The 20,204-nt window shown below is 61.8% G+C and carries 25 protein-coding genes; 9 read left to right on the forward strand and 16 right to left on the reverse strand.

Going from position 1 to position 20,204, the window contains the following annotated elements:
- Complete coding sequence (locus tag SLT36_RS20285; RefSeq protein ID WP_432284133.1) at window positions 1-396, forward strand: hypothetical protein; 396 nt, start codon at window positions 1-3, stop codon at window positions 394-396.
- Window positions 397-623: 227 nt separating this feature from the next.
- Here SLT36_RS20285 and SLT36_RS20290 read toward each other — a convergent pair whose 3' ends face one another.
- Window positions 624-1,322 carry an SOS response-associated peptidase gene (locus tag SLT36_RS20290; RefSeq protein ID WP_432284134.1) on the reverse strand — a complete coding sequence of 233 codons (699 nt, stop codon included), beginning with the start codon at window positions 1,320-1,322 and terminating at the stop codon, window positions 624-626.
- A gap of 148 nt (window positions 1,323-1,470) precedes the next feature.
- Between SLT36_RS20290 and SLT36_RS20295 the strand changes: the two genes are divergently transcribed.
- From SLT36_RS20295 to SLT36_RS20305, 3 genes are all read left to right on the forward strand, one after another.
- Window positions 1,471-2,208: an outer membrane protein gene (locus tag SLT36_RS20295; protein WP_432284135.1), complete on the forward strand. Its 738-nt coding sequence runs from the start codon at window positions 1,471-1,473 to the stop codon at window positions 2,206-2,208.
- 117 nt (window positions 2,209-2,325) lie between these two features.
- Entirely contained in the window at window positions 2,326-2,616 is a 291-nt protein-coding gene (locus SLT36_RS20300) for a hypothetical protein (RefSeq protein ID WP_432284136.1), read from the forward strand.
- Between the two features lie 52 nt (window positions 2,617-2,668).
- Entirely contained in the window at window positions 2,669-2,851 is a 183-nt protein-coding gene (locus tag SLT36_RS20305; RefSeq protein WP_432284137.1) for a hypothetical protein, read from the forward strand.
- Window positions 2,852-4,219: 1,368 nt separating this feature from the next.
- Here the strand turns inward: SLT36_RS20305 and SLT36_RS20310 are convergent.
- From SLT36_RS20310 to SLT36_RS20335, 6 genes are all read right to left on the reverse strand, one after another.
- Window positions 4,220-4,519, reverse strand: coding sequence for a hypothetical protein (locus tag SLT36_RS20310; RefSeq protein WP_432284138.1), 300 nt, complete (start codon window positions 4,517-4,519; stop codon window positions 4,220-4,222).
- 103 nt (window positions 4,520-4,622) lie between these two features.
- Window positions 4,623-4,841, reverse strand: coding sequence for a hypothetical protein (locus tag SLT36_RS20315; RefSeq protein WP_432284139.1), 219 nt, complete (start codon window positions 4,839-4,841; stop codon window positions 4,623-4,625).
- Window positions 4,838-5,068 (reverse strand): hypothetical protein, encoded by a 231-nt coding sequence (locus SLT36_RS20320; protein ID WP_432284140.1) that lies wholly within the window; start codon window positions 5,066-5,068, stop codon window positions 4,838-4,840. The genes SLT36_RS20315 and SLT36_RS20320 overlap by 4 nt, the downstream gene beginning before the upstream one ends.
- Window positions 5,065-5,196 carry a hypothetical protein gene (locus SLT36_RS20325; protein ID WP_432284141.1) on the reverse strand — a complete coding sequence of 44 codons (132 nt, stop codon included), beginning with the start codon at window positions 5,194-5,196 and terminating at the stop codon, window positions 5,065-5,067. The genes SLT36_RS20320 and SLT36_RS20325 overlap by 4 nt, the downstream gene beginning before the upstream one ends.
- Complete coding sequence (locus SLT36_RS20330; RefSeq protein WP_432284142.1) at window positions 5,193-5,393, reverse strand: hypothetical protein; 201 nt, start codon at window positions 5,391-5,393, stop codon at window positions 5,193-5,195. Before SLT36_RS20330 ends, SLT36_RS20325 begins: the two co-directional genes overlap by 4 nt.
- Window positions 5,381-6,085, reverse strand: coding sequence for a glycoside hydrolase family 108 protein (locus SLT36_RS20335; RefSeq protein WP_432284143.1), 705 nt, complete (start codon window positions 6,083-6,085; stop codon window positions 5,381-5,383). The genes SLT36_RS20330 and SLT36_RS20335 overlap by 13 nt, the downstream gene beginning before the upstream one ends.
- Before the next feature lie 250 nt (window positions 6,086-6,335).
- Here SLT36_RS20335 and SLT36_RS20340 point away from each other — a divergent pair, with 250 nt between their 5' ends.
- From SLT36_RS20340 to SLT36_RS20350, 3 genes are all read left to right on the forward strand, one after another.
- On the forward strand, window positions 6,336-6,599 hold the full coding sequence (locus SLT36_RS20340) for an XRE family transcriptional regulator (protein WP_432284144.1): 264 nt from the start codon (window positions 6,336-6,338) through the stop codon (window positions 6,597-6,599).
- A gap of 136 nt (window positions 6,600-6,735) precedes the next feature.
- Window positions 6,736-6,942, forward strand: a complete 207-nt coding sequence (locus tag SLT36_RS20345; RefSeq protein ID WP_432284145.1) for a hypothetical protein — start codon at window positions 6,736-6,738, stop codon at window positions 6,940-6,942.
- A gap of 148 nt (window positions 6,943-7,090) precedes the next feature.
- On the forward strand, window positions 7,091-7,327 hold the full coding sequence (locus SLT36_RS20350) for a hypothetical protein (RefSeq protein WP_432284146.1): 237 nt from the start codon (window positions 7,091-7,093) through the stop codon (window positions 7,325-7,327).
- 95 nt (window positions 7,328-7,422) lie between these two features.
- Here SLT36_RS20350 and SLT36_RS20355 read toward each other — a convergent pair whose 3' ends face one another.
- From SLT36_RS20355 to SLT36_RS20370, 4 genes are all read right to left on the reverse strand, one after another.
- Window positions 7,423-7,794 carry a leucine zipper domain-containing protein gene (locus SLT36_RS20355; RefSeq protein WP_432284147.1) on the reverse strand — a complete coding sequence of 124 codons (372 nt, stop codon included), beginning with the start codon at window positions 7,792-7,794 and terminating at the stop codon, window positions 7,423-7,425.
- A gap of 87 nt (window positions 7,795-7,881) precedes the next feature.
- Window positions 7,882-8,184, reverse strand: coding sequence for a hypothetical protein (locus tag SLT36_RS20360; RefSeq protein ID WP_067963520.1), 303 nt, complete (start codon window positions 8,182-8,184; stop codon window positions 7,882-7,884).
- A complete protein-coding gene (locus SLT36_RS20365) occupies window positions 8,181-8,435 on the reverse strand; it encodes a hypothetical protein (RefSeq protein ID WP_432284148.1) in 255 nt (84 codons plus the stop codon). The genes SLT36_RS20360 and SLT36_RS20365 overlap by 4 nt, the downstream gene beginning before the upstream one ends.
- A gap of 2 nt (window positions 8,436-8,437) precedes the next feature.
- The gene (locus tag SLT36_RS20370; protein WP_432284149.1) at window positions 8,438-10,240 is read right to left on the reverse strand and encodes a hypothetical protein; all 1,803 of its coding nucleotides are present in this window, start codon (window positions 10,238-10,240) and stop codon (window positions 8,438-8,440) included.
- A gap of 269 nt (window positions 10,241-10,509) precedes the next feature.
- On the opposite strand from SLT36_RS20370, the gene SLT36_RS20375 reads away from it, so the two are divergent.
- A complete protein-coding gene (locus tag SLT36_RS20375; RefSeq protein ID WP_432284150.1) occupies window positions 10,510-10,911 on the forward strand; it encodes a hypothetical protein in 402 nt (133 codons plus the stop codon).
- An 801-nt stretch (window positions 10,912-11,712) separates the two neighbouring features.
- Complete coding sequence (locus tag SLT36_RS20380) at window positions 11,713-12,216, forward strand: hypothetical protein (RefSeq protein WP_432284151.1); 504 nt, start codon at window positions 11,713-11,715, stop codon at window positions 12,214-12,216.
- 3 nt (window positions 12,217-12,219) lie between these two features.
- On the opposite strand, the gene SLT36_RS20385 is transcribed toward SLT36_RS20380, so the two are convergent.
- The 5 genes from SLT36_RS20385 to SLT36_RS20405 all read right to left on the reverse strand — a co-directional run bounded on the left by SLT36_RS20385 (window position 12,220) and on the right by SLT36_RS20405 (window position 19,766).
- Window positions 12,220-12,879 carry a hypothetical protein gene (locus SLT36_RS20385; RefSeq protein WP_432284152.1) on the reverse strand — a complete coding sequence of 220 codons (660 nt, stop codon included), beginning with the start codon at window positions 12,877-12,879 and terminating at the stop codon, window positions 12,220-12,222.
- A 1,243-nt stretch (window positions 12,880-14,122) separates the two neighbouring features.
- A complete protein-coding gene (locus tag SLT36_RS20390) occupies window positions 14,123-15,847 on the reverse strand; it encodes a GMC family oxidoreductase (RefSeq protein WP_432284153.1) in 1,725 nt (574 codons plus the stop codon).
- Between the two features lie 12 nt (window positions 15,848-15,859).
- The gene (locus SLT36_RS20395; protein WP_432284154.1) at window positions 15,860-17,356 is read right to left on the reverse strand and encodes an aldehyde dehydrogenase family protein; all 1,497 of its coding nucleotides are present in this window, start codon (window positions 17,354-17,356) and stop codon (window positions 15,860-15,862) included.
- A gap of 111 nt (window positions 17,357-17,467) precedes the next feature.
- Window positions 17,468-18,454, reverse strand: coding sequence for an AraC family transcriptional regulator (locus SLT36_RS20400; protein WP_432284155.1), 987 nt, complete (start codon window positions 18,452-18,454; stop codon window positions 17,468-17,470).
- A gap of 349 nt (window positions 18,455-18,803) precedes the next feature.
- Complete coding sequence (locus SLT36_RS20405) at window positions 18,804-19,766, reverse strand: helix-turn-helix domain-containing protein (protein WP_432284156.1); 963 nt, start codon at window positions 19,764-19,766, stop codon at window positions 18,804-18,806.
- Window positions 19,767-20,204: the final 438 nt, after the last annotated feature.

Raw genomic sequence — 20,204 nt, forward strand, 5'->3', positions numbered from 1 at the left:
ATGACATACGCGGTCGCAAAGAAGGCCGCGCTGCTAATGCCATCCGGCCCCCTGGAGGATGGCCAACACCTCTATGTCATAATGACAAACCCCTGCGATCAGGGGAAGTCGCTGCTCGTATCCATAAGCTCCATCAAGGATGGACGCTTTCACGACCCGGCGTGCATAATTGAAGTTGGCGAGCACCCATTCGTGACGAAACGCAGCTTCGTTGAGTACCGGCTTTCGCGCATTATCCGCTGCGACCACATTGCAAAATGCGTTGCGGGCTGGGTCTTCACTCCCAAAGCAGGCGTCAGCGACGAGCTTTTCGCCAAAATCGAGGCCGGGATCGAGGCGTCAGATTTCACCCCGAAATTGGTCACCACATACCACCAAGCCAATCGCCATCGCTAGCGAGGCTGCAGAGGACCGCTCATGCCCTAAGCCTCACAAAGGCTTGAAACGGTCATTCCGCCGTGCGGAAAGGCAATACCAGCCCCGAACGCAAAAGAGTCCCGACAGCCGAAGCGAGCGGGGCTCCTCGAGGTCAGTGGCGCACAGCATGTTGCCGGCGCCTGCGGGATGATCCGGGCGGCGTGAGACGCCGCCCGCCATCGAGATGATGCGCGCGTTGCTGGCGGCTACGGCTCTGCGGGATCGAGAATATCCGGCGTGTCGTTCCGGGGTGACCCGACCTTGCGGCCGATATTCCACATCGTCATCAGCCCGGAGGGGAACGGCTTCATCAGCTCGGCCGGATCGGCATCCGGCCCGATCCATCGCTGGTAATCCACTGGTGCCAGGATGACCGGCATGCGGTCGTGAATCTCAGCCATCAGCTCGTTGGGGGCACAGGTGACGATGCAGAAGCTGCGCAGCAACTCGCCGGTGTCAGGGTTGCGCCAGAGATCGAAGATGCCGGCAAGCGCGAAGGGTGAGCCGTCCTTCATCGCTATGGCATAGGGCTGCTTGTCCTTGCCGGTGCCGTGAATGTCGTGCCACTCGAAATAGCCGTCGATCGGCACCAGGCAGCGCCTGGAGGCATAGGCACGCTTGAACAGACCGTTTGTGGCGATGCTTTCCGAGCGGGCGTTGACCGGCGGCGGCCGGCCTGATGCTGCCTCCTTCTGCCAGGACGGCACCAGCCCCCATTTCGCCTGGACGAACATCGCGCTGCCCTTCTGGGCTTCGTCCTGCACGATGACGGGATAGATCAGGCTGGGCGCGCCGTTGTAGCGGGGAAAGCTGTTGTCGAGCGCGCCGACGTCGCCGGGATCGGCAAAGCTGAAGCCGCGCACCATCTCGGCAAGGGTCGATCTGACAAAGACACGGCCGCACATGCAGGCAATCATGCGGCAAAGTTGACGCGCAGGCCAGCAACAACTGGCATCCGACACTTGCGCGCCAAGAACGACCGTAATATCCGTGGGAAACTGCGAACGCTGCCCTGTTCGCTCGACAAGAGCATTCAAGAATCAGGGCGCGCATATGAAACTGATCACAGCCAATACCGTCTGCGGCACATCACCAGCTATCCTGCTTGCAGCTTCGCTGTCCTTCGCGGGCACGCTGCCAGAGGCCGCTTCCGACACTTTCGCATCGGCGCCAGCAGGCTTTGTTTGGACCGGTGGATATGTCGGTGTTCAGGCGGGATATTCTTGGGCCGATGCCACAGTTGTTTATGAAGACACGATAGACGGCGGTATCGCAGACGGCTATGCGGCTTTGGCGCCCAGGGGAGCCATGGGTGGTTTCTACGCAGGGTACGGCCACCAGCTTGCAAACGATGTGGTCCTTGGTGTCGAAACCGACCTGCAGTTCGGCTCGGCCTCCTCGTCGGCGCAGGGCCGACTTCGCAGCGGCGGCGAAGACGCAGATTTCAGGTACACGTCGAAGTTGGATTGGAGTGCCTCACTGCGTGTTCGTCTTGGTTATGGCGCCGGTCGGTTCCAGCCATATGTCTCCGCTGGCGTGACGGTCGCGGAATTCGACTTCTCACGAACGACCGTATTTCCATACCTGCCCATCTCTCTGTCGAACACGCACGCCGGCTGGACTATTGGCGCCGGCCTGGAGTACGCAGCCACCGACAACTTGGTGCTGCGCACCGAATATCGGTACACCGATTTTGGCAGCCAGGACCTGGATCTACTGTCCAACGGCTTGCGTCCGACAGCCACGCTGAGAACTCACGATGTCCGTCTTGGCCTCGCCTACAAGTTCTGATCGCGACAGTCGACCAAGGTATGAAAGCCGCCGGCGGGACTTCCCGTGACCGATGATATGATGATCGCCTCTGCAGGGCTCTGTGTTAACGTTCGCTCATGAGTTGAGGGGCGAGCCGTGGACCAGACATCTGCAGAAAACATCGTTTGCACTGCCATACGTGCGGTTGCCTTGTTCAATCAACTTGCCCGTGACCTGCAAGCCACCTTTCCCAGGCACGAATTTGATCTTCAACGGCAAGAAATTGGCAAGATCATGGGAAACATATGCGTCGACCTGCTCCACCCGGCAGCCGCGCACTGCCCGTCGATCGACATCGAGACCAACCATGGCTGGCGGACCGCCGGACGGCTGTTCGAACCGGATTGGCTGGCGCCGGAAGAGATCGATGCCGTCGACGCCAGCTGACATGCCGACCCGGCATGCCGGAGACCGCCCTGCTCCTCCCGAGGTGACGCTGATGGACGCAACAGACTTCGTTGCCTGGATAGACCACATGGGCTGGAGCGACAGCGAGGTCGCCCGGCGCCTGAACCTCGCCCGCAACACCGTTGCCAAATACAAGAGCGAAGGGGCGCCATCGTCGATAGGCCTTGCCTGTGCTGCCCTGGCGTTTGGCCTTCCGGCCTGGCGGCAGCCGTAGCGACGGCCCGAGCAGCATGTCGACACGATTTCTGTCGTGCCCGCCCGACACCGAGCGATGGATGCGCGTCGCAACGATGCGTCCCAAAGCGCAACAAGGGCCCCGCCCCTCGGCAACGGCCTCATGACTATTGAGCTGCCCGCTGATGCGGCCGGCGCGGCGCGCCTAAGCGCCTCCCATCGGCGTTTGGCTCGACAGGACGGGGGCATGTAATGCAGCGCTGCGCCTGCCAGGCCGCCCCAAAACCCGCTCCATCGAGCTACGCCATCCAGCTGACTGTCGGCCGGCCGCTGCCTCAAGTATATCAAGCATTGGCAAGGTGGGGTTGATCGCCGGCGCAACGCCTTACATCGACGAATGAGTGTTGCGTCGGCTGCCCCGCCAACCCATGCTACGCAACGAACGGCCCGACCTGGCGACGTCCAGGCGGGCCGTACTTGTTTGCGCTGGCGGCTATGCTTGGCGACAAAAGCCCCGCGCCTTTCGGGAGCGGGGCAGGATGGGAGAGGTTTCACGCAGCCAGCATAACATGAGTCGGGCGGGTGCCGATGCGCTGCTCTCCCGCCATAAGCCCCTTGCCTGCCTGCCGCCGGCAGCTATGCTTTTTGTCATTCGGGATGGCCATTCCGGAGGGCGGCGGGGGCTCCGAATGTTCGCATGTGCAACGATCCGGGCGGCGGCGAGGAAGCCATGACGGCTTCGGCCAGCATCCGACATCCGGGACGGCGGCAACCGCATCTGCGCGGCCTGATTGCGGCAGCGTTCCTGCTCGTCCTGCCTTGTTCTGCCGTGCAGGCTGTCGAGCTTCCGATCGATTCTGACGGATACGGCCAGCACCTTCGCGAGCTCTGCCTGATCAAGGCAAGGGTCGCCATGCCGGGATCACCTGGGAAGCCCTCAGCCAAAAGGCCCCGCCACCTTTCTGCTACGGCGGCGGTCGGCCTGATCTGTTACCACATCGCTAAAGCTGTGCTCCAATACGGACTGCGTTGCCTCTCGTCGGCAAATCCGGTATTTCAGTGCCTATCGATCCGGTCGAGGCCCTATGAAGCTGATGTTCGTAGTCTGGCTGCTGTTGCTCGGCTCGGTCTGGTTCGGCCTCGCCTACATCAGCGCCGTTGCTTGCGAAAAGTCAGAGACGTCAAAGGTCCCGCCAGACAGGACAAGGAATTGCAGCGTCATGGCCGCTGCAAACCCCTTAAACTGAGAGTGAGCAGCGCGGGCCAATTTGTCGACCGCGGATCCCGCCAAACTCCCGTCATGATATTCGGTCCGCCAAACGCAAAAAGGCCCCGCCGCCTTTCGGCAGCGGGGCTCCTGGGAGGTCAGTGGCGCCAGCATAACACAGTGCCGGCCTGGCGAAAACGATCAGGGCAGCTTGAAGCCGCCGCCCATCATGAAGGCGACGACCGCCAGGATGATGCCGCTGATGACCAGCTTGGCGATCCAGTTGAGCGTGCCGCTGACACCGTCGATCTTGGCATCGAGCGTCGAAAACCGCATGTCCATGTGCTTGAACTGCTCGTCCTTGCGTGCCTCGGCGATGTCGCTCTGGCGCTGCCGGGCTTCGAGCGCCGCCAGGCGCTGGTCGCGGCTGGCGCCCTGATGCTCGAGCGCCACCAGCCGGGACCGCAGGTCGCCGTCGATTTCCGTGTTCCGTTCGCTCATGTCGGTGCCCCCCGTTGCCAGCCAGCCGCCGCCAGCCAGCCGATCGACAGGTCGAAACCGATCGGCAGCACGTCGTTGATGGTGAGAAGCGTGGCCCGGGCGATCATCTCGACCTCGGGCAGAGCTGTTCGCGCAGCTTGAGGGCGGCCAGGTGGCGCGCTGCCTCGGCTTCGTTCATGGCGTCATAGACCTGCTGTCGATAGCGGAGGTCAGGGGCGATGTCGCAGAAGCTCCCGCGCGCCGTAGTGCAGGCCGCAGCGCCGGTCAGAACGACGAGTAGGAGCAGGATGCGGGTGATGACGTCGACCAGCCGGCGCTTCATGGCCGTGTCCTCTTGGCGAGCTCGGCGCGCACCTGATCTGCCGACATGGCGCCGATGTCCGATTGCACCTCGTCGCGGACGTCCCTCGCCTTCTGCTCGGCCCTGGCCTGCCTGTCGCGCTCACGGCGGGCGCCGCGGCTGTTGCCTTTGAGGAAAGCGACCAGTGCTGCCAAAAGGCCGCCCATGACCGCCAGAAGTGTCGGGTTGGAAAGCAGGAAGCCGGTCATGAGCCGCCCCTTCCCCAGCGCTGCCGCGTGGCGTGCAAAACGAGCAGGATGACGACGGCAACGACCAACCCCAGCATGGAACCTGCGGCGGTCAGCGCCTCGCCTGATGTGACGGCGCGATCGGTCATTTCGTCCACCCGAAGCGGCGCGCGCCCCAGTACCAGCCCTCGGCGACCATCGAGGCGACGAGGCCAAGGCCGGTGCCCAGCCATTCGACAAGCTGCGGACCGGCGATGAGCGCCTGCTGTTCCTCGGGCAGGATCAGGCCGAGCGCCAGCAGGGGAAGCGAGACATAACGCAGCAGGATGCGGATTATCGGTGCCATGGTCGGTGTCCTCTGATGAACCAGGCGGCGATCGCCCTGGTGATGAGTTGCAGGAATGAAGCCAGGCCGCTCCCGGGCCCGGCGGGATGCGGCGCGGATCTGGTGGGGGCTGTCGGTTCCTTGTCGTCCACTGGGTGCGCCACCGGCGCGGGCGACGGCGGCGCGTGTTCAGGCGCGTTGGGCGCGGCCAGCTTCAGCGCCGCCGACCGAACGGCGGAGACACGGGCCGTCCAGCCCTTGCCGAATGTCGGCCAGGTGGCGAGGCCGCGCAGGAAGGCCATGCGCCTGTCGCACAGGTCGTTGATGACGGTGGCGCGCATCATGGCGCTGACGGCGTTCAGCGTCGCCGGGCCGATCCGGCCGTCCTGGACGACGCCGACGACGCCTTGCAGATATTTCGCCGCCCTGCCCGGCCCGCTGTTCACGGCGAAGTCGAAGACGGCATGATCGACGCCGTCGAGCAGCTCGGCGCCATGCACGGCATCCCAGTAGAAGCGCCGGTAGACGGTGGCCAGCTGCGCGTCGGTGATCCCGCGCAGATCGTCCTTGGTGGCATTCGGCTTCACGTAGCGGCGGAAATTCGCCAGCGTCACCCCCTTCATGGTGGCGCCGCCAGGATCGGCCGGATGATCCGACCAGCCCCCCTCATGCTTCAGGACGAGCGAAAGCGCCCGCGCGAAATTGCGGTCCATGAGAAATTCCTTCGGTTGAGGGTTAGTTTGAGCAGCCAGCAGGCGCGGTAACGCGACGTCGTCTTCGTCCGACGATCTGACATCGGCGGAACGGCTTGATCACATCGGGGCCAGGCACCATATTGCGATTGCGCCTCTCACCGTTTCGGGAGTGACGCTTTCGGTTGCCGGCTTTTCCGGCTTGCCATCTCAATCAGCGCTGACGCATTTCAAACGACCGCCAGCGCTGTACTCAAAATTTGGAGGCTAAATGTCTATTGCAACGCCCTTCGCGCTGCCGGCGCAAGTTCTGTCCGAAATTGCAAATGGAACGCCCGCCATCCAGGCTTACCGCCAATATTTGGGCTATTCGATCGGTGCCGTCGCTGTAACAAGCGGGCTTACAGTTGATGAACTAGAAAGCATCGAGGCCGGACATCGCTTCGAAAAGGGATACCGGGACCGCATTGCGCGAGCCCTCGGCCTTCCGGATGGTATTTTCGACCAAATGTCGGACGTCTCGGACGCCGTGTAGTTCTGATAGGCCCCGCAGCAGTGAGCGGGGCCATCCCTCTTCCTCCACCGGGGGCGGCCAGGCGCCAGACTGCCCCGCACTGGCATGGAACGGTCAGCCGTCCAAGGAGTTAAGCGATCTTCTTAGGGAGGCGAATATGACGGCCGATCTGAAGTCGTCTCGCAGCGACAATGACCTTAAAGGACGCGCTCTATATCTCCGTGGCTCAGGGGGCTCACGTGTCGAGCACATGGCACCTGTCGACCATTTGAGCGACATTCCAGGACCGCAATGGACTGACCTGTTCTACATCGCCGTGGCGTTCGGTGCGGCTAGCGGCATCTTCTGGCTGGCCGGCTACTAACGTAGCGGCCATGGCCTCCGGATCACGGTGCGATCGGCCCCCTCACGTTTCAGGACGAGCCCGGCGCCGGTGTAGATTGCGGCCACTGGTGATTTCCTTTGATGATGAAGTCGTTCAATCTGCCAGCATCAACGGGAGGGAGGGCTGAATGAAGTGGGTGATACTCATCGCCGGCGTGTTCCTGTTCTTCAACGGAATGTTCACGCGAACCTACAGCTTTGACAACGAAAGCCCGGCTAGACATTGCTACCAGATGGATTACATCGGCCTCTATGGATGTTTCGGCAGTCCGATGATGCCGGCGCTGATCGCCTGGGGTGCAAGCCTGATCGGGGCCGGCCTGATTGCCTGGTCGGTATTTCGCGGCAGTCAGAAGTCGGCCTGACTGCGATGCGGCAAAGCCGATCGCGGAGCTGGAACGTGCCATTGACGGGTTGATCTACGTCCGCAATTGCATCGACCACTCTTCAAAATGGCCTTTCATCGTCTCGAATATTGCCCGATATGCTGCCCTTGGGTGCAAGCTTCTGTTCTGGTCCGAGATGAACCACGGGCCGAGCGCGCCAGGCCCAAGGACCGGGCAATCGCCGGCCCCGTCATGCGCTGGCGCCGCAACTGCTCGATCCGAGACACCTGCATGGCTGCCAGCCGATGCCGGCAGCGGTGCGGCGCTGAACTGCGATCGTGCAGAACCCGGTCGCCGGCCCGGTAGCGGCCGAGCCAGCGATAGGCCGTCCGTTCCGAAACCCCGGCCGAACCGGCAGCACGCCGCACGCTCCAGCCCTGTTCAATGCGTTGAACCAAAAACACTCGACCTGAAGGCGTCAAAAGCGCATTCTTATGAACGTTCATTCGGGGAGCTCCACTGAAGGTTGGCTGGCTTCGCAACCCCAGCTTCTCAGTCCATCCTCGAATGAACAACCTTCATAGCTTCGACACCTAGGCCGGCCAGTTGATCAACGGCAATTCGGCTAGGAACTCCGAGACGGCCGGCCGAGAACGCTGGCCGTTGGATGCCTTTTCGAGTTCACTGTAAGCATAGGCCCAGATAGCGTCTCGCCAAGCGACAAAAGCCCCCGCCTCCAAGGCCCATTGGGCATTCGTGCTGCCCATGTACGTGGCGATTGATATCGCGCTGTCATAGCTACGTGTCCGGGCTTCACCGTCCAGGAGCGTTTCGATCGCCTTCCTGTAGTCGTCGATTGCTGGTGGTGGCGCCGGTCGGATAGTAATGACGCTCACTGCCCTGCCTCCCGTTCTGCGAACCATGCTTCAGAACCGATCCCGTGCCCGTCTGGTTTGGCGAAGTCTGCCGACCATAGCTCTCGCTCAGAGCGGTCTTTGGGCAGATCGGTCACATTGATGATGCGATACGGGACGCCAGCAGGGACGTCCTTGCGGGCAATCTCTTCGATAGGAATGCCACTCTTGCCAGCGGGGATAAGTACACAGACCCCACCATTAAGTGATAGGAAAATAATACGATTGTTCATGATCAGTCTCCCATGACAATGATGCCTACATATGCGGTGTCAACACCACCAACGTTCGACTCGCCCACCACAATGCCAAGTGCTGTGGTTGTCTTAGTGCCGCCGCTATAGTTCACATCCCTGAGGTTGCCACTGGCCATGCCAACCGCGGCGTAGTTGGCATTGGCCAATGCTGTTGCGAAGTTGACCGTGTAGTTGCCAACTCCGTTGTCGGTGATCGAGGACACGTTGAAACTGTCATTGATGGCGACAGTGCCCGTGCCATTGAAGCTCACCCAGGCTTTAGCCTCGCCCTGCGAGGTGGCGATAGCCGTCGCAACGGGCACACCGTTCTGCTGCAGTTCGGTCGCATTGATCTTTCCTGTGCCCGGGTCGCCACCGGCCGCACCGTTCATCCAGAAACCGGAGCCGATGGTGAACTTGACCGCATAAGCACCGGCCCAATAGGTGCGGAAATCCAGAATGCTGGATTCCGCCCCCACCCCGTTGTTCATGATCGACGCAACGATGTCGCTGTAATTGACCTTTGTCCCGGCGGCGTTCTTCCCTGGGAAGCGGATGATACCGGTGTTCCCGGTAACCACCGCGTCCCGGTAGAGTTCCAACGTAGGGGCTGCTCCTACTGACGCGCTCGTGTTGGTGGCCACGATAGCGCCCTGTGCATTCAGGGTTCCGTTGATGGTGGGGCTCGTCAGCGTCTTGTTGCTGAGCGTCTGGGTACCGGTCAACGTCACTTCGCCGGCGTCACCCGTCCTTTTGAACATGAGCCAATGCGCCGCGCCGTTGGCCAGTGCGCCTGCCCCCCCGACATAGGCCAACGTCAACTTGCGATAGCCCGTCCCGTCCACGACGGAGCCCATCACGTTGTAGCTGTGCCGGATCGTTGCGTTCGTTTTGGAGCGGATCGTCAGGACACCGCGTACCGTGCTCGTGCTGTCGTCCCATGTGTCGAGCACGCCGGTCGCCGTCACGCCGTCACTGTCGACATTGTCGATATAGGCAGTGGTTGCCGAGCCGGGAGCCACATTGTTGAGCCGGAAGATGCCGGCTCCGGGGTCTGCATCGGTCGTCGTGGTCGAGAAGTTGTACGGCAGCGCTGCCACCGAGTTGGCCGCAGCGGCCGCGCTGTTTGCCGAGGCAGTTGCGCTGTTGCCCGCATTGGTGGCCGAGGTGGCCGCATTCGAAGCCGACGTGGACGCTGAGGAAGCCGACGCCGCAGCAGCACTCGCCGATGCCTGCGCCGCCAGAACAGTCGCCGACAGTTCGCCGAGCGGAAACACCACCTCGAAACGAACCCCGGTGAAGAACAGCACTGCCTGCCGCCCGGCGGTGAATTCGGTCGCCGCGATGTCGGCGCCGTTGCCGTATTTCACGCCATAGCTGCCGACACCCGCAACCGTGATCGTGGTTGCGGCGCTGTTGGCGGCCGTCGGCGTCATCAGATAGAGCCTGTCGGCCTGAAACCCTGGCGGCTGGCTGACCACGACGGCATTGCCGGTGCCGCCCGTCACCGTAAGCTTGTCGACAGCGGCGCTGCCGAACAGCCTGCCATAGGTCATCGGTACCCAGGACGCCCCGGTCGCGTCCCATTCCTTCAGCACGGCCGGATCGACATTCTTGTCGAGCCAGAGCTTGTCGGTTGCCGGTGCGACGATGCCGTCGACCATGGTGCTGAACACGCCGGCCGCGCGAAGCGCCGACAGAACCAGCTCGGACACCCTGACATATTTTCCGGTCTCGCTGGTCAGCGTGGTTCCGGTGAGGAACAGGCCCCAATGCAGCGAATTGTCGAATTCCGTCGCCATATCTTGTCCTCAAGGCAATGCGGCTCGCCGCGGCGAGCGGTTCAGGGTGGTGATGCGGAGAGACAGGCCGATGCTTTTGCGCCTGGCGCGAACCACGCGCCGTCAGATCGATCGACGTCTGGAACGATTGTTGCCATCAGAAGTCAGTGCACCGGCGCAGAAGCAGCGCAGGTCGAGACGATCTTCGCTAACCTTGATCGTCCCGGGCGGCTTCGGCATAAAACCGGTGGCGCGGGCGGCTTCGGACCGCGGCGCCCTTGGGGGCACCAATGCTTGTTCGTTTGTTTGACCGATGGTCGGAATGGCCGGCCTGGGCGCGGTGGACGTCAGGCTTCGGCGCCGGCGTGCTGCTCGAGTCCGTCCGCACGGCATGGGGTGAGCGTGATTTCGTCGTCGGGGTCGCCGAGACCTTTGTTGCCTATCTGCTGTACTTTGGTGGCCTTGTGGGCGCAATCGCTGCCGGCGTCTGGATCGGCGTCAGGATTGCCAGGGCGTCCGGCAAGGACTGGCTGGGCTGGATGATCGGCATCGTGACGGTGGCCGTGCTGTGGCTTGGCCTGGCCATGCTCACCGACGATATCCCCGGCATCGGCTGGCGCATGAAAGCCATAGGCAGCGGCCGTTGCCATACAGTGCTGGATGGAAGTTTTAACTCTTCAGTCTGTGAATAGGACAAGCCTTGAAACAGCTGGTTATTTCGGGCTCAATGCACGTTATGCGCGAGGCATCATTGAAGCTGGCGCGTTGGCGCCGGAATTGAGGTTCGCAATTTGGGGGCGTCGATGCGACGACACGGTGGGATGCTTGCATTGATCCTGGCCACGGGCCCGGCTGAGGCCGGGTTCAAGGAATTGAGCTACACAGAACAGGTAATTCTCTGGAACGAACAACTGGATCTGGCTGCCAAACAGTTCGAGTTGGACGGGCCTAGGACCTACGCCCAGAAAAAGACCGCAACAGCATGGGTACACATTGGGCCCTGCGAGGGGAATACAGATGACTCCCTGACGCAATGGCGGCCGTGGCGATCGTCGATGGCGCCACGCCCACCAGCCCGTACTTTTCGAGCATCTTGACCATGATTGGATTGCTCAGCCGAGAGAACTTGGGCCGTACCCCGCCTGACAACCTCTGCAGGTTTGCCAAGGATATGGCCAACCAATAAGCCCGCAACATCCCGGGCAGCCAAGAGATTGTCGTATTCCTGGCCTGCGCTCCTGATCAGCCGAGCCTCGCCAACGGCTTCGGCATCAAGTTCCTCTGCCCATATTCGCGCACCCGGCTTGGACACCCGGAAATGTTTGCTGGTTTCTCTCGTGAGCGTCGTGCCAGTGAGAAAAAACCCAAATGCAGGGAGTTGTCGAATTCTGTCGCCATGACTTATCCTCAGCGGGAAACGGCTCGCCTGCGCGAGCTGTTCAAGTCGGCGCGGGGGGCCTTCAATGTATACGAGCGCTAGGTTACTGAGCCTTATGACTGTAGCCGTAGCCGGGCTGCTGCTCTTGATCTGCTCCGCTCAAGCGCAGTTCTTGCCAGATGATGCCCAGAACCTGAAAACGGCACCTGAGGTTGAGCGGCTGTTTGTGGTCAAGACCGCAGAAAACCTGCTGACCGAGAAAGCAAAGAGAATGGTCAACGACCCAGAGAACGCCAAGGACGGGTTCATGTGGGCGAGGAAAGTCATGGCCCGCCACTACGCTGGCTTGGAAACGCTCGCTGGCGAGTTGTCGACGGACGAATTGGCGAGGTTCTATGCGGAGAAGGCCGGCCTGTTCGTGAAATCAGTCCGGGGGGAGATATCAGATAGCCAGTTTGAGCAGATGGAAATCGAGTTGGAGCGCCGCAAGAACGCCTACTTCGAGACCATCATTGCTACGGCGAAACCAACGCGGAACCCTGACTTTGACACACTCAACAGGATAGCCAAAACTGCCGCCGGCAAGGTTCACTCATACAGCGCCCTTTCCGTAGATTGAGCGTCAGTTTTCGACGGCATCGACCAACGCGGGCTTAATCCCAAAGTGGATCGCTGAACGGACTCCTGGCAGGGCAGCGCCAGGAATTTGCTGCAACAGGGCATTCGCTCCGGCCTTGTTGAAGTCACCCCCAGATGCCTGCAGTGCAAGCGTATGCAGATCCTCAAACAGGCCGACTGACGGGCCGCCGACAGCCCCCCGCAGCCCTCGACTGGCATACCGCGACGAGCTTCCGCCGCGGTCTTTGTCGCCGGCGATAGCCTGCGCGGCCGAGACGCCCCCCTTACCACCAAGCTTTTCGACAGTGCTGATCTCAAAGGGGATCGTGAGAATGCCGGAGCGGTCCAGGCCGTTCGCTATCCAGAGACCTGGATTGCTCATCAGCCGGTCAGCCTCGTCGAAGTCGCCACGCTCGGCATGCTTCAGATAGCTGATCATCATTCCGATGCCGGTCGCAAAGACCATCGCTTCGGCCAGGCGATGCGGGCGCTCCTGAAGCCCGGCGATCAGAATGCGCTGGTGCGATGCCAAGGCGAACGACTTGAACTGAAAAACCAGCTTCCCGAGGTTCGACTTCATCCAGAGCGGATTGTCTGTAACGCCCTTGATGATGATGGTTCGGTCGGCATCCTTGTTCAGGGCGGCAGCCCACCCCTGCGTCATCCCAGGGCGAAGCAGGAGCGCAGCTCCGTCGCGGAGACCCTGGGATTGATGCCGTTAGGGTGAGGAATGCGGAAAGGGCAGAAGAAGGAGCACTTGTTTGCTTCGCTGTTCCCGACGCTGTCAGGGACGGCCTGACGCCGGGCAGGTCATGGCACCAGCCTGGGCGTCTTCGCACGCCGGATAAGGCGCGCCGATTGATTGTCGATTGCCTGCCAGATCCCGCTTCGACGGCTGACTTTGACCGCAGAAACGTGAAAAGGGCCGCCGAAGCAGCCCCTCAATCGACGCACTACGCCATCGTGGTTCCTGTATGCCGTATCGGGTTCCCGCGAAAGCGCCTCGAGCGAACCGCACGAACATTCGGGGGTATCGGGGGCAAAGACCAACTGAACCTCCTCCGTGTGATCGACCATCTGGCAGACGCCCACCTGCCTCTAGCACAACCGGCGCTTGCGGCGCAGGTCGACGGTTTGCATAGCGTTTGGCGGAACACTTGACGGACCCCGAGCATCTACGGGGTTCGCAACCATCATGACGGTCGAGAAGGCGCTCGGCCCGCTGTTGGGTCAGCGGGCGTTGTTCCGGTCGCGTCCTGAGCAACATGCTTCATGCCATCTGGACCGCCGCATTGCCGGCAGCTTCGCGCCCCCATTTCGGTCATTCCGAACTGATGCTCAATCTTCCAGAAGCGGACGTTGCAATGAGGTCTCTGGCAGAGATCACCGAATGCCCACTTGCGACAAGAGCCTGGAATTCGTCCCGCATACGGATAGGTCGGCCCGGGTCTCTGCGAAGTGCTTCCGGTACTTCATCGCCGTGACGAAATGCTACCCGACTTGCACCTCCATTTATGTCTCGCCACTCAAGATGGGTGTCAGGAATAAACTCAAACCTGTTCGGCACTGGGACCAACTGCGGCGTCAAACAGATCCACTGGTCGCCTATGACGACAACTGCATTCAAGAAAGCGCTCACGTCGCCGACGTTCAGGCACACTTTGCGTCTCCCGAAAGGGGACGTGGTGGTCGAACTGTCTCAAACCGAATGGTGCCCTGCCCAAGGCATTGAAACGTCAGTTCCATTTCCCTGTGGAGGCATGAGCGACGGCATTGTCCAGCCCATAGCGGTCGCTGACCCGCATAGCGCTGCTCACACTTATCCAAACATTCATACAGGTTGAAGCGATATTGATCAGACTAGGTCTCTAGCGCAGCGCCCCGTGGGGCGCTGCGCTCCCTTTTACCTACCCAAGGACCAGGTCTGCACCGCGCTCTCCAATCATGACGCATGTGGCCATAGTGGCGCAGGTAACGATGCGCGGCATGATTGACCCGTCGACGATGCGCAGCCCCTCGATGCCTTTCACCTTCAGATCGGCACCGACGACGGCGCTGTCTTCCTTGCCCATTCGGGCGGTGCCGACCTGGTGGAAAAAGGTCGTGGCACCATTCTTCACGAATTCAGCCTTGGCGGCGAGGTCGAGGTCCTTGCCCGGCACCACCTCACGGGTGCGATAGGGGGCGAATGCTGCGTCATTGCCCAGCTGGCGGCAAAGATCGATGGCGGCCATCTGGGACTTGACGTCCTGCGGGTCCGACAGGAAATTCGCCGTGACAATCGGCTTTGCGAGCGGGTTGGATGAGGCCAGCCGCACTGTGCCGCGGCTTTTGGGGTCGACCAACCCGGCACATAGCGCCCAGGCCTGACCGGGTGGAGCATATTCTTTGCCGATGACGTCCGAGGCATAGGGCAGTTCGATCTGCACGATGTTCATATCAGGCCGATCCAGCGCCGGATCGGATTTCCAGAAACCCGAGGCATTGGCGGCGGAGTTGGCAATCGCCACCGGCTCGGGGCTTTCCCAGATACAGCCGCCATGCAGGATATGGTCGTGGAAGTTCGCCCCAACCTCAGGCGCGTGCAGAACCGAGGCGATCCCATGTTCGGCCAGATGCTCGCTGTCGCCAATGCCCGATAGCATCAGGATCTGCGGCGTGCGGATCGCGCCCGCTGACAATACCACTTCTCGCGCGGCGCGCAGGGTGATTTCCCCACCGTTGCGGATCGCCTTTACGCCCACCACACGACCGCCGTCGATCACCAGACCCGTTACCTGCGTCTTGGTCAGCACCGTGATGTTGGGCCGGTTGATAACCGGATAAAGATAGGCCTGCGCCATGTTCACTCGGCGGCCTTCGCGGATGATCTGGTTCATCAGGGCAAAGCCGCCGATGCCTTCTTCGCGTTCGCCATTCAGATCCGCCATCGCGGGAAGGCCAAGGTTCGCGGCGGCCGCCAGCAGGGCGGGGGCGATAGCAGGCGGATTGGCGGCCTCTTGCACCCAAACCTTGCCGCCTTTTCCTCGTAGGGCACTGGCTGCACCCTGCCAGTTCTCGATCTTGTCGCGGAAGATCTTCAGCGCGGCATCATAGCCCCAGCCTGCATCCCCCGCGATCTCGGCCCAGCCGTCGAGATCGGCACGCGGCGGGCGGACCCAGATCGTCGCGTTGATCGACGATCCGCCTCCGACCGCGTGGCCCATATGAGAGGCGATGGCGCGGCCGTTCACGCTGTCAGTCGGTGCCGCGATGTCGCCCCAGTCACGCTCGGTGCCAAGGTTCATGAACCATTGGCCAGGGTCGAGGATGCTGGGCGCGTTGTCCCAGTCGCCTGCCTCGATCAGTGCGACCGACAGGCCCGCCTCGGCCAGCCGCCCGGCGAGGGTGCACCCAGAGGTGCCTGCACCACAGATCACCACGTCGAATTCGGCGGGCACATTGGCCGCGCGTTCGTCCTGATTGGCGCGGGCTGCATCCAGCGTATCGGCCAGCGCAGCCGCGGCCTGCATCGAGACGCCTAGTGCCAGCGACCACTGGATGAACTTGCGCCGGCTGAGGGTGCCGCGCATCAGACCCGCATCGAGTTTGTCCAGCATCACTGAACGGAAGCCTTCGGAAAGCTGTTTCATCATATTCCCCGATCAGAAGAAGCCGAACGCCTGCGTCCCGAAGGAATGCACGACGCTCTTGGTGTGACGGTAATTGTTCAGTGCAACCTTGTGCATCTCGCGTCCGAAACCCGAGCTCTTGTAGCCCCCGAACGAGGTATGGCCGGGCCAGAGATAATAGCAGTTGCACCAGATCTTGCCCGCTTGCAGGCCTTTGGCGAACCGCTGGATCTCGTGGTAATCGCGGCTCCAAACCCCGGCGGTCAGGCCAAATTCGGAGTCATTGGCGATAGCCAGAGCCTCGGCCTCGTCTTTGAAGCGAATGGCGGATGTCACCGGCCCGAAGATCTCTTCGCGCGAGGTCCGCATGTCATTGGTGCCCTCCAGGATGGTCGGCTGGATGTAATACCCGCCGTCGCAGCCCGGCACGGTGTAGGCCTCGCCACCATGGGTGACCTTCGCGCCCTCAGCCCGGCCGATCTCCAGATATCCCATAACCTTGTCGAACTGCGCCTTTGAGGTCATGGCCCCCATCCCGGTGGTCATTTCCAACGGGTGGCCAAGGCCGACCTGCGCGATCCGGGCGCGCACCTTGGCGATAAAGGCATCATAGATGTCCTCATGCACCAGCGCGCGGGTCGGCGAAGCGCAAACCTCGCCCTGATCATAGAGGTAGATCAGGAAGCCTTCGATGGCTTTTGAGAGCAGCTCATCATCCTTGTCCATGATCGACGGCATGAAGATATTGGGCGATTTGCCCCCAAGCTCCAGCGTCACCGGCGTGAGATTGTCGGCCGCGTTGCGCATGATGGTTTTGCCGGTCAAGGCCTCGCCGGTGAAGGCAATCTTCTTCACGCCGGGATGGACGACCAGCGCATGACCAGCCTCGGCGCCAAAGCCCTGCACTATGTTCAGCACACCCGGTGGCAGCAGATCGGCAACCAGTTCGGCCACGCGGGTGATCGACCAAGGGGTGTCCTCGGCCGGCTTCAGGATCACTGCATTGCCCGCCGCCAGCGCCGGGCCCAGCTTCATCGAGGCCATCAAGAGGGGCGCATTCCACGGGATGATGCAGCCCACCACGCCATAGGGTTCATGCACTTCAAGATTGATCGTTGTCGCGTCGATATCGGAAGATTCGCCACTGTCGGCCCGTAGTGCGGCCGCGAAATAGCGGATCTGGTCCACCGTATTTGGCAAATCGACATAGATACATTCGCGGATCGGTTTCCCATTGCCCCAGCATTCGACCTGAGCCAGTTCCTGCGCATTGGCCTCGATCCTGTCGGCCACCTTCAGAAGTGTATTGGACCGGAGCTGCGGCGACATCGCACCCCATTCGGGTGCGGCCTTCCAGGCGGACGCCACCGCCAGATCTATGTCCGCAGAGGTGGAGCGCGGGAACTCGGCAATCAGGCTGCCGTCGATGGGTGAGTGATCCTCAAAATATCGACCTTCAACCGGGGCGACCCATTCACCACCGATGAAATTCTCGTATCGCGTTTTGTGTGCGGGCATCTCATGGGCCATGACCTTCTCCCCTGCTGTTATCCTGCAGGCAGGCCATGCCCCAGGATTTGGGTCAGCATAGGAGTTACTTGAAGGTCAAAATATCCGCAGTTACCGGCTGCGGTCGCGCGACTATCCGTTTTTACCGGTTGCTTTGCTGCCTCGACGCAGATCAATCCGCATCTGGCGGGGCGCGGTCCCGAATTCGTCACGGTAATATTGAGAGAATCGGCCTTGGTGATCGAAACCGTAGCGCAGCGCCAGCTGCGTAAGGCTTTGCTCGGGTCTTTCTTCCAGATCACGATGCGCTGCTTGCAACCGCATCCGGCGGAGCAGCGCCATCGGGGTGCAGCCGAAAGCAGACCGTGTCAGCGCATTTAGTTGCGAACGCCCCAATCCCGCGGCCCGTCCCAGATCCAAAAGCTGGATCGGATGCGCCATATGTGCGCTGATAAAGCCGATCAATCGGTCACGGGTATCGGCGTCGGGCGTCCCGACCGCCTCGCCTGGGGCGGGAAGCAGGTGTTGCGCGGCAAAGCGAGCCAGACCTGACTGAACATGGGCCGCCCAATCCTCGTCAACCGGGCCTTGGCGGGACAGCGCCATAAGAGTGTTCAACTGGCTGACCAGCAGGGGCGATAAGGCGTGCGGCAGCAGGGCACCGGATCTTTGCAACCTGCGGCTTTCGATCCCGGCCGCGGCATATGGGACGCGGAGGATCAACTGCTCACACCCCTCCTGCCAGCGCAGGCGGATGGACCTTTGCGGTGCGCTGAAAAACACAGCACCCTCGCGCAAACTGGTGATGATGCCATCGGTTTCCAACTCGATCCCAGCCTTCAGGCAAAGATGGACCAGAAAGAAATCCTTGTAGATGTCCGGTGAGATCGTGACTTCATCCCCATAGCGCATGGAATAGAGCGCAAGGCTGTCGGTCTTGCAGCGAAAAGCGCGGGCATCTACTTCGCCTCCCTGCCACCGCAACCCATAATCGCACAGCTCCCCGGCAATGGCGTCATAGGTTGCACGCCGCTCCTGCGAACGCAGCATGCAATTCTCATAGAGAGGCGACAGAACCAATCCGGGGAATACATTTCCCCTGTTCTGTTCCAGCAGCATCAGATTCTGCTCCTCCTGCGGGCTGCGATGGTCGGGAACGTCATGACGATCGCGTCACGATGGAGCGATGATAGACAGTCTGCCGCACCGGGCAAGCCATTGCACAAGTTCAAACGATAAACCCCGCCAGCCCCTGTTTCGATTATCTGATTACCGCGCAATCATCTCGTTCAGACATGGGCGGCCTTGCAATCGCCGCTAAACGGCTCCGACGACACTTGCTGCGGAGCATGTTCTGCAAGCGGCACCGTTGGCCGGCCAAGATCAATGGCAGCTTTCTGACATTTGACGTTCAGCAGCCGACCGACCGCTACCGGCCTCTGTTTGGACTGAAATCAATGCCTCCCCCCTACCTCCGCCGCGCGCCCATCCCAAGCAGATTTCTCCGCATGGTGGTGAAGGCGTTGTCGTCGGCGGTGTTGTCGGCCTCGAGGTGCTGATGGGTGGCGCGCAGGTCGGTCGGGGACAGGCCGAAGGCCTGGCGGAAGGCGCGGCTGAAGACCGAGGCGCTGCCGAAGCCGCATCTTGCGGCGATGATGCCGACATAGAGATGCGCCTGGGCCGGGTCGGTCAGCGCGTGGTAGGCGCGCGTCAGGCGCCGCTGCTGGATATATGCGCCGACGCCGCCGATCGGCTCGAACAGCCGGTAGAGCTTGGCCCGCGACATGCCGAGCCGCTGGCACAAAAATTCCGGCCCGAGATCGGGCTCGGGCACATTCGCCTCGATGAGCCGGCGCGCGGCCTGCAGCGAGGTGCCGGCGGATGCCTGCTCGATCATCTCGCGGCCCTGCGCCGAGGCGCCGGCGAATGCCGCCACAAGGGCTGCCGTGCCGTGGGCGGCGGCACCGGCGTCCTTCGAGGCCAGCCCGGGGGCTTCGTCGTAAAGAGCGCCCAGATGGCGGGCCAGCATCGCGTTGAGCGCGGTCGAGCGCTTCAGGATGCGCCCGTGCAAAGCGTCGAGATCGACGACCAGCGGGGCCAGCAGAGCGCGCGGCAAGACGAGCGAGAGGCTGCGGTAACCCGGCGCGCGCAGGCTGCTTTGCCGGGTCATGTCGAGAATGCAGACGTCGCCGGCATGGACCTCTGACGAACGCCCCTCGACCGACAGGTCGCAGCCGCCTTCGGCGTAGACAAGCAGGCAGATGTTGTCGAGCCCGCCGCGGGCAATGGTCAGCGGCGAGCGTTCGAAGCTGGCCGCCGAGGCCCAGCCGGTGGCAATGGCGATGTCGGCGAAATGATAACTCGTCATTTCGGCGGCAAAGGAGGCACGGGCCGAGGCGTCGGCGGCATCCATCTCGTAGAGCGGCGACATGCCAAGACGCAGCAGATCGAAATCACGCGTGTTGCCCGGACGGACTGTTATGTCCAGGCGGGACGATGGCCTCCTGCCGTGCGATTCCGTCGCCGGCCTGTCCAATGGCGTGCTCCCCTTCATCCCTCGATGCCAGCGTAGACGGGCGTTTGCGGGCACGCAAGCCGGGCCCGGCTTTGCCTGGCGTCTCATTTTCTCGACCTGTCGTCTCAATCCCGTTGCCCGCCCTTGCAGGCCCGGCGGTCAACGCAAATTGTCCGGCAGCTTCGCGCCGCCATTCGGCGCGGTCGGGATGATATCCAAAATCGGACTTCGCGGGCTGCAGCAGCCTGGAGGAACTGCGGTTGGTGTTGCAGCGTGACTGCCATTTGGCAACGAAGTGGGCTCGATGAACATATGACAAGCTTGCGAAATCAATTCATAGCTGCACGCCGACCT

It is taken from the genome of Aminobacter sp. BA135, assembly GCF_050859125.1.
GTDB classification, from domain to species: Bacteria; Pseudomonadota; Alphaproteobacteria; order Rhizobiales; family Rhizobiaceae; genus Aminobacter; species Aminobacter ciceronei.